The organism is Marinobacter sp. (genome assembly GCF_052091845.1).
Lineage (GTDB): Bacteria > Pseudomonadota > Gammaproteobacteria > Pseudomonadales > Oleiphilaceae > Marinobacter.
This window is the reverse complement of sequence record NZ_JBQDCO010000059.1, coordinates 1-17,629: the sequence shown is the minus strand read 5'-3', so window position 1 is coordinate 17,629 and position 17,629 is coordinate 1. Positions and strand designations below refer to the sequence as shown.

Here is a 17,629-nt window from a genome sequence, read left to right as displayed (position 1 = left end):
TTAGGCCTTCGCTTTCTTCATTACGCCATAAGGTTGTTGAAAGGCGACGATCGCCGGGTAGCCCTAAACACGTTCAAATACTCTATAACTTACCTAATGGCGTTGTTTGTGGTACTTCTCGTAGATCATTACGTGTTTTTCTGATTTGGTGTAGACACGCCAGCAGGAGGGTGCCTTTTCCTCTGGGAAAAACAACTCGCTGCGCTCAGACATTTTTTCCCGACAGAAAAGACCCCCCTCCTACTGTCGCTGCGTTACTTTAGAGTCTGCTAAGTGGAGTTATAATGAATCGCTCAGTTCAAATAACGTTGGTTGTTCTAGTATTGGCCGTGGTTCTGGTTTTTGGCTTGGTCGTTGGGCAGCAAGTGTTTCAGGTGGGCAACGTGGAGCCTGAACCGGCACCAGATCTTGCCGAGATGAACACCTATGTTTATGACCAGCCGCGTACCCTTAGCGAATTTACGCTTACCAACGAAAACGGTGAAACGGTCACCCGGGAGAGCCTTAGAGGCCGGTGGACATTTGCATTTGTGGGCTACACCAATTGCCCGGATGTTTGCCCGGCGGCTATGGCCAACCTGAGGCGAACAGATAAATTGCTGCCGGATGAACTACCACAGCCCGATTATTTGCTGATCACTGCCGACCCGGAGCATGACACCCCAGGTAAACTGAAAGACTACACCGCCTTTTTTGGTGAGAACTTTCATGGTTTGACCGGAGATCTTGAAACACTGCGCGAATTGGCCAAAAACCTGAGCGCAGTTTTTGCCCATCGCCAAGTGGACGGAGAGCTTCTGGTTGACCACAGCGGCCACTTTGCATTGCTGAATCCGAATGGTGAGTTGGCAGCGCTGATCCAGCCGCCGCACCATCCGGAGGAGTTGGCAAGCGCCTTTGAGCGCATTTACGAGTGGGCAAAAACCAACCGTGAGAACGCCCGCTCCTGAGCGGGGCAACAGGCTGTTCTGCCAAGGTCAGACTGACAGAACAGCCAGACTCGAATAAACTGCCCGGCTGAACATTCACTAGCCGGACCACAGATTATGCCACAGCAGAAAAGCACCACTCCGAAAGAGCTCTTCGGCGTACTGGCCGCGGGCGCCATTATGCTTTTGGTTGTGCATGCGCTTGGTCGTTTTATATACACGCCTTTGTTGCCTTATCTGGTAGACGACGGCCTGTTCAGCGCATCCGATGGCGCAGCGATTGCCACTTGGAATTATCTCGGTTATCTGATGGGAGCCATTCTGGCCATTCGCTGGCACAAAGTGAGCCAGATCCGCGTCATGCTGCCGGCTTTCCTGACAGTGCATGTAGCCACGACCCTTTTGGCGACCCAGATTGACAACCTCACAGCAATGTCTGTCAGTCGCTGGCTGAATGGCGTCGCCAACGGCGTGGTGTTTGTGCAGGCACCGGCGTTGATTCTTGAATGGCTGGTGTTGCGCAACCGATCCAGCATGAGCGGCCTTGTGTACATTGGCGTAGGCCTGGGTTTGCTGGTGTCCAGCGGGCTGGTTACCGTTAGTGCCGGTTGGCTGGAAGGCGCCGGGCGTTGGTGGCCTGCGGCCCTGCTGTCTATTCCGTTGGCAATATGGGGCGCATACCGGTTAGCCAAGCTGGATGTACCAGACGAAGATCGCGGCAGTGACGGCAAAGCCGTGACCACATCACCCTTGTTCGACCGTGCCAGCGTGCCCCTGTTTTTGTCTTATGGCGGCGCCGGGCTGGGTTATATTCTTCCCATGACTTTTTTGCCGCTGTTGGCAAAGCTTGAACTTGAAGCCGACCATTGGTTGCTCGACGGAGCCTGGCTCATCGTCGCTTTGTGCACTATTCCGGCCGCTTGGTTGTGGAACCGGCTAGGCAGCAAAATGGGAGACATCTCCGCCCTGAAGCTGAATTTTGTGATTCAGCTGGCGGGTGTATTAGCCGCCGTGCTCTGGCCCGGTGACATTGGTTTGTTGCTTTGTGCGGCGCTGGTGGGTAGCACGTTCCTTGGCACGGTCTTACTGACCCAGCGTATTGCCCGCGCTTTGCATCCGCACCAGGGGCCCAGACTTTCCGCGGCCATGGTTGCACTCTATGGCTTCACTCAGATGGTTGGCCCCTGGTTGACCAAGCAGTGGCTGGACGCCGGTGGTACGTTGGTGTCTGCCTTCAGTATCGGTGTCGGCGCACTGACCTTCGGTCTGATCTTTGTTTTCTTCGTTCCCCGCCCCGACGTCTGGCACGCAAGAACGTGCTCCCGATAGACCACATTCTCCCAGAGCTTAAGCACACTCTGGAACAGACAGCCACCGCTCTGTTACAGGCACCTCCGGGGGCTGGTAAAACCACCCGGGTACCTCTCGCCTTGCTGGATGCAACCTGGCGGCAGGGGCGCAAAATCCTGATGTTGGAGCCAAGGCGGCTGGCGGCCCGATCTGCGGCAAGATACATGGCGGCGCAGCTGGATGAAAAACCCGGTCAAACCCTGGGCTATCGAACGCGACTGGATACCAAAGTATCCAGCGAGACCAACATAGAGGTGGTGACTGAAGGCATTCTTATCCGGCTAATCCAGAATGACCCGATGCTGGAAGAGTATGCCGCAGTGCTTTTTGATGAATTTCATGAGCGTTCTTTGCAGGCCGACCTGGGGTTGGCCCTGGTACGTGAATCTCAAGAGGCTCTGCGGGAAGACCTTCGGGTGTTGGTGATGTCTGCCACGCTGGATACTGCACCTATAGCCCGCCTGCTTGGGGACGTTCCAGTATTAACCAGTGAGGGGCGCGCCTTTGCCGTTGATGTGCTCTATCGGCCCACGTCTCCTGCACAACGTTATCCCCGGCTGGTGGACCAAGTGGTGGACGTGATTATAGAGGCCTTGGCAAACCAGCCGGGCTCGGTGCTTGTGTTCCTGCCGGGAGCCGGCGAGATTCACCGGGTGGCTCAGGCGCTGGCGGGGCAGGTAGCGCAGAATGTGGTGATCGCGCCCTTGTTTGGCAACCTCAAAGCCACTGAACAAGATCAGGCCATTGCGCCGGCCAGAAAGGGCACTCGCAAAGTGGTGTTGGCGACTGCCATTGCCGAAACCAGCCTGACCATCGACGGCGTGCGTGTGGTGGTAGACAGCGGCCAGCAGCGTCGGGCGGTGTTTGATCCGAACAGTGGTATGACGCGGCTGGTAACCGGGCGGGTATCAAAAGCTTCGGCAGAACAACGCAAGGGTCGCGCCGGGCGGATTGAACCAGGTGTGTGTTATCGGCTGTGGAGTGAATCCGAGCAGTTTGGGCTGGCGGAATATACACCGCCGGAGATTCGCGAGGCCGATCTGGCGCCGCTGGTGCTTGAACTAGCTCAGTGGGGTGCTCGCACCCCGGACCAATTGGCATGGATCGACCCGCCGCCGCCCGCGCACTGGCAACAAGCGGCAGAACTGCTGCAGTGGTTGGACTTGCTGGATACGGAAGGCGCAATTACCGGGCACGGTAAATCCGCCCGGGCGCTGGGCATTCATCCCCGGCTGGCGCACATGGTGGTATCGGGGCGGGCGCTTGGGCTGGGCAGGCTGGCTGCCGAACTGGCCGCACTGTTGGAAGACCGGGATTTGCTGGGCCCGGGTGCCGGCGCGGACATGCATGAGCGAATCAGAGTGTTAAGAGGCGAGGGTGGTTCACCGCGTGTCGACTCGCATCGGTTACGAGCTTTGCGCCAACAGGCAAAGCGCCTGTGCGAGCCTGGCGTCCACACACAAAGCGGGCAAGATCAGATTCCAGCGGCCACTGGGGTTGGCCGCTTGTTAGCACTCGCTTATCCGGATCGTATTGGTAAACGACGGCCCGGAGGGGCGCCACGGTATCAGCTCAGTAATGGTAAGGGTGCTGTGCTGCGGGAAGACGATGGGCTGGCCCGGTATGAGTGGCTAGTAGCTGCGGATCTGGATGGTAAGGCGCGGGAAGCCAGAATCTATCTGGCCGCCCCCGTGGATTTGCCAACCCTTGAGGCCGATCTGGCAACGCACATTCGTGAGCAGGATGAAGCGCAATGGGATGAAAAACGCGGCACGGTCGTTGCCCGAAAAGCTCGCCGGTTGGGTGCTCTGCTTCTGGCGGAAACAGCTTTTAAACAGCCCTCGCCCGAGCTGATTCAGCAAGGTCTTATAGCGGCAGTAAGACGTAAAGGGCTGGACAGCCTGCCATGGACGCCCGGCACCCGGCAATGGCAGGCAAGGGTTATGCTGTTGGCCAAACACTTCCCCGGTCAATGGCCGGATGTCAGTGATCAGGTGTTGGCCGATGCCCTGGAACTCTGGCTGGCCCCCTTTCTGACAGGCATCAGGCGCTGGTTTGAACTGGCCAGGCTGAATCTTCAGAATGCTCTGGATAGCCTGCTGGAATACCCACAACAACAGCGGCTAGCAGAATTGGCACCTCCTGCCCTCACCATCCCTGCGGGCAACGCTGTTACGCTGGATTATACGGCTGAGAATGGCCCGGTTCTGGCAGCCAAGCTGCAGGCGTTGTTCGGCTGGACAAAAACACCGGTAGTCGCTGGCGGCCAGGTGCCGGTGTTGATCCACCTGCTCTCGCCTGCCCGGCGGCCGCTGGCTGTCACGGCTGATTTGGCGAGTTTCTGGTCTAACGTGTATCCACAGGTGCGCAAAGATACCCGTGGCCGATATCCCAAGCACCCATGGCCAGAGGACCCGCTGAGCGCTATTGCCCAGCAGGGCGTCAAACGGAAATAAGGCTCTGTTACTTTACGATCTTACGGCTGTTGGTAAGGTACTGCTCGCCGGCAGAGCGCACTGTGTCCGGATCAGCATGCTCTGAGGCCTTGTGAACCTTCTCCAGGGTTTCTTCCAACTCGTCGATTTCGTCATTCAGTTTCTGCAGGGCATTTTCCAGAGTGTAGGTAAGCTGATGCACTTCGTTCATGGCTTCCGGGGACAGGTCATTAGCCAGCGCGTTTTCCAGCTTGTTGTTGTACTCAGAGAAATTGGCAACCGCCTGCTCGAGGGTGTTGGCGGGCTCGCCTTTGAAATGGCTCGTATCACTTGCGAAAACGGGTGTGGCAATCAGGAGTGAGGCGGCAATGGCAGTAAGTTGGTGAGAAAGTTTCATGGTATGGCTCCGTTGTTGGTCAATGCTCAAGTTAATGCGAATTATTATCAATTCCTTTATTGCCTGCCATGACGAACGTCAAATTAACCCATAAAAAGCTTGTGCACTGAGCAGGGTTGTATAAAAATTGCGCATCTTAATCTGCGCGACACTGCCATGCATCTTGTTTCTTTTGATATCTTTCGCACCCTTGGCTTTCCCGATACCCGTGTACTTAAACCCGAGCACTACCTGCGCCACAAGGCACTGTTAAGCGACGCAGACTGGGTGTTGTTCCCCGAGTACTGGCAGCTTAATGCGCTAGTGCATGGCCTGAAGTGTCGGGTTTTCCCCAGTGTGGCCAGCTATCGTATTGGGCACGACAAAGTGGAAATGACCCGGGCGTTTGAAGCGGTAGCCCCGGAGCATATTCCCTGGACAATCATTGAAGCCAACGGGCCACAGGAGCGAGAACATATCTGGGGCGCTATGGTGCTGCCCTTTGTGGCGAAGCTGCCCAAGGCGAGTATGGGCGACGGGGTGTGGCTGATTGAGAACCGCGATGACTGGCTCAGATACTGTGAGCGAACGGATGTGCTGTATGTTCAGGAATACCTGCCGATAGATCGCGATGCGCGCATAGTGGTGGTGGGCGATAAAGTGGTCACCGCGTACTGGCGCAGCCAGGCTGATCAGGGCTTTTACAACAACGTGTCCAAGGGTGGCAAAATTGACAATAGTCCTGTGCCGGCCGTAATGACCGATCTTGCCTTGCGACTCGCGCGTGAGTTGGATGTGGATCACGCTGGTTTTGATATTGCGCTGGTTGAAGGCTACCCGTTTGTGCTGGAGTTCAATCGTTTATTCGGTAATCAAGGGCTGCGTCAGGGCAGTGACTTGAAGCAGGCCATTCTGGATTATCTGCAGCAGCAAACGGAGCCCCGGGGTCCGGGAACCACAACCCCGGAGCCATTACATCCAGTAGCGGTCTGAGTTCCTGGCTCTGAACCCGGAACCGCACGGCTACAGGTTCTCGTAGCGGTTGATGTCGAATACACCTGACTGCAGTGGTTTGTGTTCCTGTTGCCAGACAGTGATATCTTGAAGTATTTCCCAGAAAAAGCGATGGGTACGGCGCACGCCCCACACGCTCACAATGGCTTCAAACGCCTTGTGCTCTTCTGCGTTAAGAGCTTTCATTCGGTCGGTAAACAGCCCCAGTTGTGAGGCTGGAATATCGAGCATAAAGTTCGGATAGCTGCCGATAATGCCCGGGTAAATCGTGAGAGTGTCGTTTTTTGGCTGGTAGCGGCCGCTCTCTCCTAACAGAAAGGCAACGTTGCTGTGGGCGCGATCCCGGAGCAACGTGTACACCGTGCGTTTGCCTTCGTCGTTGTACACTCTCACAAAGGTCACCTCCGGCAGGTAATTGATTGCCGGAAGAAACTCCGCTCGGGTTGCGGACAACTCTGATAGTTCCTGATCCGCTTGCCGAATCCATTCAGGCTCATCCATACGGCCACAGTCGCTACCACCACATCGGTTGATGGGGTCGTCCCGCTCGGCATTCAGATCGCGGAACTTCAGCAGCAGGCGCGCGCCCAGCTCTGCATTGAAGGCGGAGGTTGCATAAGGCACCTGTGAGGGGCTCGTGTCGTCCATGCTGGCGTAGCTGTAGTCCAGTTTTAGCTTGCCGGCGCCCTGGTACCAGTTTTGCAGTACTCGATTACGCTCCCCGGGTGGCACCAGCCGCAGGTAATCCTCTTCGCCGCCGTTGCGGATCAGGTCGAAGTAAAGGCGTGTCTGGGCTTGATGAGCCACACTGCCGAACACATCAAAATTGACCACCAGCTCATAGTAGGTGCGCTCGAACAACGGGTAATCCATCCACCAACTGGTTAACGGAACCTGGCCAATCAGTCCGCGCTGCACAGACGCGTTGTCGTGATGACGAAAAACGGTTAGCAGGGCGTTGGTATTGTCGCCATCGCCATCCCAGATATGATCCAGGGAGGCGCCTTTCGGGTAAGCGGTTTGGTAGGCCTTGTTGCGTAGGCCTCTGTATTGATTGCGCTTGCCTTTGTAATCAGTCCAGTTGCTGCCCAAATCCAGCAGGGCGGTGTCCTGCCCGGGCAGTGCCAACAAAGGCGTGACAGCCTCACGATAGTCAGCATCGGTTATATACAGATCATTTTCCGGATCGTGGTAGGTCACCCAGAAGCGATCCCGGATAACGTCGGTAGCTATCTGACCACGACACACAGGCCCGCGAATGAAGGTGCGCGTGAAATACTCGGCGTTGTCCAGCATGAACTGGTAACGGGCTTTTGCGGGAATGGCGGCAAAGGTGGCGAACGGGTTGGCGCGGCTATCCCGGCTATAACCCGGAACCGTGTCTACTTGCCAGCCGGTTGCTTCGAACAGATCGCGTGTTCGCTTGAATTGTTTCTCACCAAACCTGAAAGTTATGTGGCGCTTGTGCACAATGCTGCCGGCTACCGGGCGCAGGCGATAGTACACCTGGCCCTTGGGGTCATCGTTGGGGCGACGGGTGGCGATAATATCAATGGGTGTGCCGGGCCGGGTGTGGGAGCGCACGATTTCAAAGAAGCGAGTGTCAGCGCCATCTTCTTCAAAGTACAGATGGGCGAGATAGAGGTGTTCGTAGATCCAACGACTGAGCAGTTGTTGGCGCTGGCTACCTTCGTTAAGCCAGGTTTCCCAGCGTTGAATGTGCGTTTGTTCGGCTTCACTCACTTCCATAGCCAGCGGGCTGATGGCTCCACCCTGGTTGAGCCAGCCGGTGAGTGTGGCGTATTCGTTGTCGGTCAGGCTGGTTGTGGCCAGTGGCATGCCTTCGTAGGGGTGGTCGCTGGCGTAATCCGGGAAATCAGCGTTGCTGACACACCGGTTGGCCCGCGACAGGCCCAGCTCTATGTCTTTTGGCAGCTTGCTGTTGGGTGCAAATTCGTACTGTTTGCCCAGGCGGATCATGTTTTCAAAGAGATTGCGGGGTTGGTCGCCTCGGGCCAGTACGGAATAGAAGCCCATGCCGCGCCATTGTTGTTCGGTTTGGGCGTCTATACCCAGGCGGGTGGTTTTTTGGTTATCAAGGCGCGAGCCGTTGTATACGGAGTCTTTGTGGGCTCCTCGAATGAGGCCGTCGGGGGTTTCCATTTTCAGCTGACAGGGTGCGTCAAAACAGCCGTGGCAGGCCAGGCATTTGGCTTCCACGATAGGGCGTACGTCTTTGCTGAAGCTGACTGGTTGTTGGGTCGCGGTGGGCAGTGCCTGTTTGAAGCTGGGCGGCGCGGCATTTTCAGCACAACCGGCCAAAAACAGCAGGGTAATGAGTGCGGCCGTGATGAGTTGCGCCATGAGTGGAATTCGCTTTAGCGTCGGTTCAGGTTTATTTTGATGGCCAGTGGTGACACCACAATGCCATAGGCCAGCATCACAATAATGGCGTGTCTTATGTCGCCGGTCCAGTCTGAAAGCAAGCCGCCCAGCATGGGCACGGCGAAGGCAATGCTGTAGCCAACCAGAAAGTTGCCGGCCGATAGTCGGCCGGTCTCGCTGGCGGATACCAGCAGTGGCGGCAAGGCTACCATCATGATTAGCAATATGCCGGCGGTGAAGCTCATGAATGTGGCGCTGGCAATGGCCCACCACCCGGTAAACACCAGAGTCCCCAGTGTTCCGGCCAGGCTGCACAGCAACATGGTGATCAGTGGTATTTTTTTACCCACCCAGAGGCGTGCCATTTTTAACATCACCAGTGACGCAAATACTTGCGCAAAGTTGTACCAGAACAGGGCTTCGGTGAGATTTTCGAGTTCGCCCCTTTGTTCCAGTAGCGTGCCCATGTAAGCGTTAACGCCGAAAAAAAGAGAGCCGGAAACGCCCAATAGCAAGCCCAGTGTCAGGGTAAGTGGGTTTTTCCAATCTGGTAACCAGGCGGCTTTTCGGTCAGGCGGTGCCAGGTCGCGTTTTGGCAGGAACAGGGCGGCGGCAACCAGTATGGCTGGCAGCGACCATACCAGCAGTGTGGCCCGCCAGCTGTTGTCCAGCAAGGGCATGAGTACCGGCAAGGTAATGCCCGCACCGATGAACTCACCCATCAGCAGGCCGTTCATGTAGATGGCAGAGCCCAGGGCCAGGTGTTCAGGCTCCAGCCAGCGGGGCAGCAATGCCGGCAAGGCGGGCTGCATCATGGCAATACCAAGGCCCATAACGGCACTGGTGAGCATCAGAGTGACTGTATCTGGCGCCAACCCACGGCCGGCGGAACCTATAACCATGACGAGCAAGGCGAAAGCCAGGGTGTTGCGCGGGCCGATACGGGATATGGAGAGCGAGCCAGGCATGGCGCCTATGGCAAGCATCAGGATGGGGAGTGTAGTCAGAGCACCAGTGAGGGTCTGTGACAGGCCTACTTCGGCACTGATAAACGGGGCCAGCGGCGGCGCAACCAATATCGGAATGCGCATATAAACACCTGCCAGCCAAAGCAGCACCGCCACCGGCAGCAAGCTCGCTGTCGGTGGCGGTGTTGGTTTTGCCGGGTTGTCAGTTGCAGACAAGAAAAATCAGTCTTCGCTGGTGTCCGGCAGATACGCGCCGTCTTCGTCGTGTACTTCCTGCCCGGTAACGGGCGGGTTAAACGCACAGATCAGCCGCATGTCTTCGGTGCCGCCTCGCAGGGTGTGCTGATCATGTTTATCGAGGGCGTACAGAGTGCCGTCGGAAATGTCGTGGGTTTCTCCGGTAGCTTTGTCGGTAATAGTGCCATTGCCGGCTACGCAGTAAACCGCTTCCAGATGATATTTGTACCAAAGGTTCAGTTCGCCGCCTGCCGGGATGATGGTCTCGTGGAAAGAGAAACCCATACCGTCTTTTTTCAGCAGCATGCGGCGGCTGGTCCAGCCTGGGCCGTGTACTTCGCGCTCGGTACCTATGATGTCCCCAACTCGTACAATTTTCATGTGCACTCCCCGTTTTTTTGATGGAACAGCTTTATAGTATAAACACCCAACTCAGGTCCGGTTCAAGCGCCAATCTTCGTAACCTGTCATGCATTCCTCTATGGCGAGGTGAAATTTATGTTGTTGGTTCTCGTCCAGAGGCTGCAGTTTACGGCACTTGTCCAGCGTTCGTTGAATGATCTGACGGCTCATTTTATCGAGACGTTCCAGCCAGTGGTGGTCGGCAGGTTCCAGGTCCAGCAACTCCCGGCCGGCGTGGTTGCGATGGCTTATGTGCCACCAGTGGTCTACCGCCCGACCCAAAACCACATAACCGAATTGACTGTCTTGTACCGGGCCGAAAGTGGCTGTTTTAAGGCCGTCCCGGAGTAAACCTATGTTCAATACGGGCAGGCTGAGTTTGTCACCGTAAAAATAGCTGCCGGCAGCGCCAATCAGGCCACCTACAAGGGCTCCCGTGCCCAGTGATGTGCCTAATGTAATGGCATCCAGGCCAGCACCGCTAACAGCGCCGGCACCAAAGCCCGCGGTGGCAAGGTAGCGTTTGCTAACGGCCCAGTGTTTGCGGCTGCCTTCGGAAAAAAGGTCGTGATCGCTATGCCATTCCAGCTCGGCTTCCTGGCGGCGAACCCGTTGGTGCTGGTACAAATGCTCGATGTCTATCCGAAGGGTTTGTTCGCGTTGGCGCTGTTGCTGGTACCAGCGTTGCCGCAGTTGGTCTGCGAGAGTGCTGTCGCTGGTACCGGCAACCTGATCGAGGGTTAGGGTGCGTTTTTCCTGAAACGACATCATGTCTTCCAGGGCTTTTGCGACAATGCCTGCGGCCAGGGTTTTACGCCGCTGGCGCTGGGCAGACAAATGATGAGTGGCCTGATCCAGGGCTTGTTCCCAGTTTGGTTCAAGCTGTCCGAATGCACGCAAAAGGCTCAAGTGTTGTTCGAACGGGGCACGAACAGCGTCGAAATTGCGCACAACTTGAAAGAATTGCCCTAGGGCTGCTTGCCAGGTTTCGCTGTAATCGTCTGGCCCGATACTGTTGATCAGCGCCAAGCTGGGCTGCCCCGTCCAGCGCAGGATGGTCATTTCGGCCTCGTGTTCAGCGCTGTATGGGGCGGAGCCGTCCACCACATAAATTATGCCAGCACCCTCAATCAGAGGCGTTAATAGCTCACACTCGTCGGTAAAGCGGTTGTCGCCCTGGTGTTGCAGCACAAACGCCCGAACCGTTTCGCTGTGATCCGAGGCCGATACACTGTGGGCTTCCAGCCACTCCAGAACTCGTCTGGGGCGCTGGAAACCGGGTGTATCCACCAGTGTGTAGAGGGTCTTGCCGTCTACGCTTAGCGGGTAAGACTGTCGGGCGCGCGTGGTACCTGGCTCCAGGGCAATGGCAATGGCGTCGTTTTGCGATAGCGTGGCCACTACGCTGGATTTTCCTTTATTCGGATGGCCCACGACGGCAAAGGCAGGTGCGATATTCATTCCAAAATCCCCCCATCCATGTCGGGCGTGACCCCGTGGGTCGGTACAAGGCTAACGGTTATAAACCCGGGCCCCACCCGTTCCGAAAATCTCAGCCATTGCTGAACCTGATGCGTGTCAGGCTCTTTTTCGAGTTGGGTTGCCAGGGGCACCAGAGCGATTTGACTACCTTTCGGCCAGGTCTCTTTTGCACTGATCAGAAAATCCTCCAGCTCACCTGTGGGCGGCTCCCAACTGCGGGTAAACAGGAGAACCGAAAGTGCAGGTGTGTGTGCCAGATGCTTAGCTACGCGCGTCAACGTTTGCTGGTCTTCGGCCAGTGTCATCCTGCCACCCGCTTTTGCAATCAGGCTTTTGCCTGCACTGAGCGCATCTGGCAGCTCCGGGTCGCCAGCGCCGGCCCAGCATAGAGCAATTCGGGCATCGGGCAATGGCTGTATATTCAGGTGGGTGTCGGTATTTGGCTGGTCTGAGGCGTCGCTATGGTCATTACCGGTATTAAGGGCGGGCGTTTCCATACGGTACATTAACGCGTGCCTTGCGGGATGGTCGGCCAGCAGGAGCCGGGCCCTCCGACGGATTAGGGCGCTCGCCAATATGCAAAGAGCCAGCCGGGGCAACAGCGCCCCAGTGGCCCAAAGCATAGTGATAAATGGCCACCACTGGCCCCATCGTGCCGGGTTTATGGAACCTTCGCCTGTGCCGGCACGAAAGAATCGAGTCGCCTCCACAAGTGCAAATTCAGGCGCGGCGGCTGGCCATAGCCAGGCCCAGGGTGACGCTATGGTTGCAATCAGGCTGTGATAGCTGCTGGCATCGGTTTCAACCGTGGTGCTCCAACCAAAAGCGAGGTCCTGTAACACCACCATAACCAACAAGGTTGCCAGGCCCGTCAACGCAAAGCACAGCCCGCCGAGTTGCGCTGCACGCGCCATCAACACAGGTTGAAGCTTCATCGAAATAGCAGAGTCGGAGTTGTTCCGAAAGTGCCGCAGCACTGGACGCCAGGGCTGCCAACCGATAAGCGATTGGGCGGTAGTCAACAGCGCCAGCAAAAGCTGAAAGGCTACAAAAGCGAGAAAAACGGTAATGTTGATGCGTTGGCCGCCGTCGTAAAACAGCAAACCGAGCATGGCCAGTATACCGAGCGCGGCACCGACAACCATGAACCCACTATTGATTCTGCGCCAGAATCCCAGGGTTTGTGCGGAAGGGGCCTCACCCGCGCCCGGGCCGCTAAGATGGTTCATGTGGGCCATCCAGCGCCCTGGGTTGGGCGTTAGGCCTTGTTGTTCGCAGGTCAGTGCAAACTTGCGATCCCGCCTGTGTAAAAATGCCGGGGCCTGCCCGTTGTCCCTTTGGGCGCAGGCATCGAAATCCAGCAGCAGGCGAAGGGAGTGATCTGTCATTAACGGTTCCGGTTGTGAATTCGATCTGTGGGGCTTTGGTGTTAGGATATCGGCTTTACCCCTTCCGACACCAGACAATGAGCCTGCATGCGTCACCACTTGATGAATTTGCGCCATGTGCCTGATGACGAAGCCGAAGAAATCCGGGCTTTGTTTGATCAGCACGAGGTGCGTTTTTACGAGACCCCGCCTAGTCGCTGGGGCATCAGTATGGGTGGCTTTTGGGTGCACGACACTGAAGAGGCCGAAAGAGCCAAAGCCATACTGCAGGAATACCAGCGCCACCGAATGCAAAGCCAGCGCGAAGCCTATGATGAGTGGCGCCGGCAAGGTGAAGGTGGCGGAATCGGGTATATGCTCCGGCGCAAACCCCTGCGCACGCTGGCAGCCTGTTTGGCCATTCTGGTGATTGCCGGCCTAAGCCTTTTGCCATTCATTCGCATAGGTTAGCTTTTGCAACTGTCCGGTAATCGCTACGGTGTCCTGCTATCAGGACAAACAGGCTGCCTTAGCCGCTTGCCAGTGGTGCCCGCCCCCTTACTCTCACTCCCGGTATAGCCAGCAGTGTCCGGAAATCGGAACACCTGCTCTTCCAGGTTTTAATAAAAGCATAAAAATAGCTACGAAAACAGACAGATAAAATAATGGCACAGGATGCGCATATTGGTTGTTTCGGGCTTTGAACCCGGCTTGTTCTTAACAACAACAAACAAGGAACGACCCATGAAACGTCTCATGATCTGTACGCTGATCGGCGCTACAGGCTTCTTATTGAGTGCCTGCAGCGACAACAATAACGACGATGACAACACATCTGAGGTTAATCAGGTTCCCGGATTTATCGATGGCGATATCCGACACACCCAATATGACGGTATCACCGACGACCTTCTGACCGCCGGTTTAGGGGCCAGTGGTCTTGGCAGTGCAACAGCACCTGCCTTTGCTGACCCACTCAATCCCACCTCGGCCGAACTGCGCCAGCTTGCGATCTACAATAACTACCGGGCGCTGGTGGATACGTCCCCTGGTGGTGGCTACGGGCAGTTTTTTGGCCCAGGTGCAGGTAACGACACCGAAGGCCTGGTACCGGGTCATGAATACCTGGCGTTTATGACTGTTCCAGGCAGCAACGTGCCTGTGACGGTTATGGCTCAGGTGCCCGACGGCTTTGATGTACAAAATCCGTGCATGGTTACCGCGCCATCTTCCGGCTCCCGGGGTGTTTATGGGGCGATTGGCACAGCTGGCGAGTGGGGGCTGAAAAAAGGCTGTGCCGTAGTCTACACCGACAAGGGCAGTGGCACCGGATCGCATAACCTGAAAACCAACGCCGCCCAGAAAATTGATGGCACTCTCACGGCATCCGGGGAACCTGTGCAGTTTCGTGCAGATCTGACGGATAAGGAGCGCGGTGATTTTAATGCGACCTCGCCGGACCGCTTTGCCTGGAAACATGCGCACTCGAAAACCAATCCCGAGGCCGACTGGGGTCGCCATGTGCTGCAGTCCGTGGAATTTGGATTCTGGGCACTTAACGAACAATTCGGTGGCGATAATAACGTTGACGCCATTACGTCTGAAAATACCCTGGTTATTGCCTCGAGCGTCTCTAATGGCGGTGGCGCCTCAGTTCGCGCGGCCGAGCAGGACACGAAAGGCCTGATTGACGGTGTCGCGGTATCCGAACCCAACGTAAACCCAACGGTTGATACCGGTTTTACCATTGTGCAGGGAGACAATGCGCCAATTGCTGGCCACAGTCGTAGCCTGCTTGAATACACCACGGCACTGGCTGTGTATCAGGGTTGCGCCAACCAGGCGCCAGCCATTCGGGATACCGCACCACTGAACGCCCTCAACCCATCAGACGTGCGCGACAATATCTGTAACTCACTGGCTAACAAAGGACTGCTCGCAGGCGCTGCCAGCGCAACCATTGACGACTACGCCACCGAAGCACAGCGTATCCTGAACGAGGACTTCGGTATCCAGCCCGAGCAAAACCTGCTTGCGCCTGTGCATTTTGCCTCCAAGGTTGCCCAGAGCATTTCCATGACCTACGCCAACGCCTATGGTAGAGCCGGTGTTGAAGACCGAGTGTGTGGGCTAAGCCTGGCCGCAACGGATGATAATGGGGCGGTCACACCGTTTGCGCCGGCTCCTGAAGCAGCCGCCTTTGCAACCAGCAACGGTATTCCACCCACGGCCGGGGTCAATATCGTTTACGATCAGGCTGAAGGCCAGCCCACGGCTCTTCCCACCAGTGCCTCTCCCAGTAGCAGCCAGGTGGATTACGGTCTGGATGCCCTGTTGTGCCTGCACAGCCTGGCCATGGGCCGTGATGTGGTAACCGGAAGTGAGTTGACCGGTGAGCAGGCTGCCCTCGCTGGCGCCATTGCGGAAGGCATTAGCGACATTCGCGCGACCGGCAATCTACAGGGCAAGCCCGCCGTGTTTGTGACGGGGCGTGCCGATGCCATTCTCCCTGTCAATCACGCCTCTCGGCCTTATTTCGGGCTAAACCAGCGTGTAGAGGGCCAGAGCAGCGAGCTGCGTTACTACGAAGTGCTCAATGCTCACCATCTGGATGTACTGAACCAGTTTGACGGAGTTGGCAGTCGGTATGTGCCGCTGCATCACTACTATTTCCAGGCCCTGGACCTGGTGTGGGAACGCCTGACCAAAGATACTGAGTTGCCACCAAGCCAGGTCGTCCGTGCTGTACCCAGGGGAGATCTCGCCACGCCGCTGGCATTGACCAATCTGCCTGCAGTAGCTGCACAGCCACCGGAGGAAAACCTTATTCGTCTGGTTGATAGCGAGTTGCGCATACCTGATTAGCGGCGTTTGGGCCGTCCCAAGCCCTCTTCTATTTGCTCACCTTGAGGAGAGGGCCATATACTTCCGACAGGGCACCCGGTACAGCCGGGTGTCAGGGCTTTTACTATGAATGGCATTGAACCCGGCGGTACACGCTACATGACGCAGTTGTTTGGTGAGAAAAATAAAAGCGAGTTGACCCGGGAGCTTATCGAAGCGTTGTTTCCCATGTTTGAAGAAGCCAGCGCAGGCGCGATTGCGGTGGATCGACAATCTCGCATTACCTGGATAAACAATCGATACTCCCAGCTGTTAGGCCTGAAAGAGCCGGCAACCGTCATTGGGCGCCAAGTGCGCCAGATAATTCCGGAAACCCGCATGCCTGAGGTGGTAGAAACCGGTAAACCACTGTTACTGGATATCATGGAATATCAGCAACAGCAGCTGGTCGTTACCCGGCTGCCCTATTACGACAAAGCTGGCGAGATTGAAGGCGCTGTGGCGTTTGTACTCTACGATGACCTGCAACCACTCACGCCACTGGTGAGCAAATACCGTCGTTTGCACCAAGATCTTGCGGCGGCCCGCAAAGCGTTGGCAAAAAAAGTCCGTAGTACTCGTTACAGCCTGGGGGATTTTGTAGGCGCCAGCCCTGGTGCACTTGAGGTAAAGCGCCGTGCGCGGCTTGCTTCCGGTCGCGATATGGCCGTATTGGTGCTGGGTGAGACCGGTACCGGTAAAGAGGTGCTTGCCCAGGCCATTCACTCCATTTCCAACCGCGCCGAAAAGCCTTTTGTAGGGGTGAACGTGGCGGCCATTCCCGATAATCTTCTGGAAGCCGAGTTCTTCGGCGTTGCGCCAGGGGCCTATACCGGTGCCGATCGTAAACTGCGTGAAGGGAAGTTTCAGCTGGCCGACGGCGGTACTTTGTTTCTGGACGAAGTCGGTGACATGCCCCTGGCGTTGCAAGCCAAGCTGTTGCGAGCCTTGCAGGAAGGTGAAGTTGAACCTCTGGGTTCCAACAAGGTTGCCCTGGTTGATGTTCGGGTAATTGCGGCCACCAGCCGCAACCTGGACGCCATGATAGCCGAAGGCAGTTTTCGCTCGGATTTATATTACCGGTTGAATGTACTGGAAATTCCCATACCGCCATTGCGGGATCGCCTGGTCGATCTGGGGCTTTTGTGTGAAACCCTGTTGTGGGACATAAGCGAAAGCCAGGGCGTGCGCGCCGAGATTACCGATGCCGGCGTGTCGGCTCTGGCCAGTTACAGTTGGCCGGGAAACATCCGCGAGTTGCGCAATGTGCTGGAGCGGGCGCTGACCATGGGAGAAGATAGCGGAGTTCTGGATGCCGATGCCGTGTTCAAGGTGTTGCCTCGCAATAGTGTACGCACGGATTCCCAACTGGCGCCGCGCCCGGTCAGACCCCTGGCTGAAACACTGGCTGAAGCTGAGTCTCATGCACTGGAGGAAGCGCTGGTGGCAAGCCGCGGCAACCGTACCAAGGCTGCCAAACTGTTGGGAATTTCCCGCTCTGTGCTGTACGAGAAACTGGCTAAACTGTCCTGATTTTCGGACGCATGTCTTGATATCTGTACAACTACTTACGAATTTCAGATCAAGTTGTCCGTAATTTCGGACAGCTTTCTCCCGCCTGTGTTTAATTTTTGTATTAAGTAATTGATATGAAGGTAAAAAGTGTTGTTGGCATAAACCCTGCATTTTCTGGAATGCAGGACGTCAGAACAACACGGAAATAAAGGCTGGCACCAAAAGTAGGACCCCTGATTTACCAGTGCCACCTTGTTCTGTGTTTTCTGGCGGATTTTCAGCCTAG

At 56.4% G+C, this 17,629-nt stretch carries 13 protein-coding genes and 1 pseudogene; 8 read left to right on the top strand and 6 right to left on the bottom strand.

Annotation, left to right across the window (positions count from 1 at the left end; all coding sequences use genetic code 11):
• The 4 genes and pseudogenes from ACTHYN_RS14775 to hrpB form a co-directional block, all read left to right on the top strand.
• Positions 1 to 144 (top strand): annotated as a pseudogene (locus ACTHYN_RS14775) (heme o synthase); the annotation flags it as partial.
• Positions 145 to 284: 140 nt separating this feature from the next.
• On the top strand, positions 285 to 950 hold the full coding sequence (locus ACTHYN_RS14770) for an SCO family protein (RefSeq protein WP_441813179.1): 666 nt from the start codon (positions 285 to 287) through the stop codon (positions 948 to 950).
• 96 nt (positions 951 to 1,046) lie between these two features.
• Entirely contained in the window at positions 1,047 to 2,258 is a 1,212-nt protein-coding gene (locus ACTHYN_RS14765; RefSeq protein WP_441813178.1) for a YbfB/YjiJ family MFS transporter, read from the top strand.
• Positions 2,246 to 4,735, top strand: coding sequence for an ATP-dependent helicase HrpB (hrpB, locus tag ACTHYN_RS14760; protein ID WP_441813177.1), 2,490 nt, complete (start codon positions 2,246 to 2,248; stop codon positions 4,733 to 4,735). The genes ACTHYN_RS14765 and hrpB overlap by 13 nt, the downstream gene beginning before the upstream one ends.
• 7 nt (positions 4,736 to 4,742) lie before the next feature.
• Here the strand turns inward: hrpB and ACTHYN_RS14755 are convergent, their stop codons facing one another.
• Positions 4,743 to 5,111 carry a DUF6746 family protein gene (locus ACTHYN_RS14755; RefSeq protein ID WP_441813176.1) on the bottom strand — a complete coding sequence of 123 codons (369 nt, stop codon included), beginning with the start codon at positions 5,109 to 5,111 and terminating at the stop codon, positions 4,743 to 4,745.
• A gap of 156 nt (positions 5,112 to 5,267) precedes the next feature.
• On the opposite strand from ACTHYN_RS14755, the gene ACTHYN_RS14750 reads away from it, so the two are divergent.
• The gene (locus tag ACTHYN_RS14750) at positions 5,268 to 6,083 is read left to right on the top strand and encodes an ATP-grasp domain-containing protein (protein WP_441813175.1); all 816 of its coding nucleotides are present in this window, start codon (positions 5,268 to 5,270) and stop codon (positions 6,081 to 6,083) included.
• A 30-nt stretch (positions 6,084 to 6,113) separates the two neighbouring features.
• Here ACTHYN_RS14750 and ACTHYN_RS14745 read toward each other — a convergent pair whose 3' ends face one another.
• The 5 genes from ACTHYN_RS14745 to ACTHYN_RS14725 are packed head-to-tail and all read right to left on the bottom strand — an operon-like array spanning position 6,114 to position 12,966.
• Complete coding sequence (locus ACTHYN_RS14745) at positions 6,114 to 8,468, bottom strand: fatty acid cis/trans isomerase (protein WP_441813174.1); 2,355 nt, start codon at positions 8,466 to 8,468, stop codon at positions 6,114 to 6,116.
• A 14-nt stretch (positions 8,469 to 8,482) separates the two neighbouring features.
• The gene (locus ACTHYN_RS14740; protein ID WP_441813173.1) at positions 8,483 to 9,673 is read right to left on the bottom strand and encodes an MFS transporter; all 1,191 of its coding nucleotides are present in this window, start codon (positions 9,671 to 9,673) and stop codon (positions 8,483 to 8,485) included.
• Between the two features lie 6 nt (positions 9,674 to 9,679).
• Positions 9,680 to 10,075 carry an ectoine synthase gene (locus ACTHYN_RS14735; RefSeq protein WP_441813172.1) on the bottom strand — a complete coding sequence of 132 codons (396 nt, stop codon included), beginning with the start codon at positions 10,073 to 10,075 and terminating at the stop codon, positions 9,680 to 9,682.
• Positions 10,076 to 10,126: 51 nt separating this feature from the next.
• Complete coding sequence (locus ACTHYN_RS14730) at positions 10,127 to 11,557, bottom strand: GTPase/DUF3482 domain-containing protein (protein ID WP_441813171.1); 1,431 nt, start codon at positions 11,555 to 11,557, stop codon at positions 10,127 to 10,129.
• Positions 11,554 to 12,966: a DUF2868 domain-containing protein gene (locus ACTHYN_RS14725; RefSeq protein ID WP_441813170.1), complete on the bottom strand. Its 1,413-nt coding sequence runs from the start codon at positions 12,964 to 12,966 to the stop codon at positions 11,554 to 11,556. The genes ACTHYN_RS14730 and ACTHYN_RS14725 overlap by 4 nt, the downstream gene beginning before the upstream one ends.
• 87 nt (positions 12,967 to 13,053) lie before the next feature.
• Between ACTHYN_RS14725 and ACTHYN_RS14720 the strand changes: the two genes are divergently transcribed.
• From ACTHYN_RS14720 to ACTHYN_RS14710, 3 genes are all read left to right on the top strand, one after another.
• Positions 13,054 to 13,416 carry a DUF6164 family protein gene (locus ACTHYN_RS14720; protein ID WP_441813169.1) on the top strand — a complete coding sequence of 121 codons (363 nt, stop codon included), beginning with the start codon at positions 13,054 to 13,056 and terminating at the stop codon, positions 13,414 to 13,416.
• A 273-nt stretch (positions 13,417 to 13,689) separates the two neighbouring features.
• Complete coding sequence (locus ACTHYN_RS14715) at positions 13,690 to 15,810, top strand: 3-hydroxybutyrate oligomer hydrolase family protein (RefSeq protein WP_441813168.1); 2,121 nt, start codon at positions 13,690 to 13,692, stop codon at positions 15,808 to 15,810.
• 138 nt (positions 15,811 to 15,948) lie between these two features.
• On the top strand, positions 15,949 to 17,361 hold the full coding sequence (locus ACTHYN_RS14710; protein WP_441813180.1) for a sigma-54 interaction domain-containing protein: 1,413 nt from the start codon (positions 15,949 to 15,951) through the stop codon (positions 17,359 to 17,361).
• Positions 17,362 to 17,629: the final 268 nt, after the last annotated feature.

Coding starts and splice junctions, on each gene's coding strand:
- ACTHYN_RS14770 (WP_441813179.1), top strand. CDS start 285: ATGAATCGCTCAGTTCAAATAACGTTGGTTGTTCTAGTATTGGCCGTG.
- ACTHYN_RS14765 (WP_441813178.1), top strand. CDS start 1,047: ATGCCACAGCAGAAAAGCACCACTCCGAAAGAGCTCTTCGGCGTACTG.
- ACTHYN_RS14755 (WP_441813176.1), bottom strand. CDS start 5,111: ATGAAACTTTCTCACCAACTTACTGCCATTGCCGCCTCACTCCTGATT.
- ACTHYN_RS14750 (WP_441813175.1), top strand. CDS start 5,268: ATGCATCTTGTTTCTTTTGATATCTTTCGCACCCTTGGCTTTCCCGAT.
- ACTHYN_RS14745 (WP_441813174.1), bottom strand. CDS start 8,468: ATGGCGCAACTCATCACGGCCGCACTCATTACCCTGCTGTTTTTGGCC.
- ACTHYN_RS14735 (WP_441813172.1), bottom strand. CDS start 10,075: ATGAAAATTGTACGAGTTGGGGACATCATAGGTACCGAGCGCGAAGTA.
- ACTHYN_RS14730 (WP_441813171.1), bottom strand. CDS start 11,557: ATGAATATCGCACCTGCCTTTGCCGTCGTGGGCCATCCGAATAAAGGA.
- ACTHYN_RS14725 (WP_441813170.1), bottom strand. CDS start 12,966: ATGACAGATCACTCCCTTCGCCTGCTGCTGGATTTCGATGCCTGCGCC.
- ACTHYN_RS14720 (WP_441813169.1), top strand. CDS start 13,054: ATGCGTCACCACTTGATGAATTTGCGCCATGTGCCTGATGACGAAGCC.
- ACTHYN_RS14715 (WP_441813168.1), top strand. CDS start 13,690: ATGAAACGTCTCATGATCTGTACGCTGATCGGCGCTACAGGCTTCTTA.
- ACTHYN_RS14710 (WP_441813180.1), top strand. CDS start 15,949: ATGACGCAGTTGTTTGGTGAGAAAAATAAAAGCGAGTTGACCCGGGAG.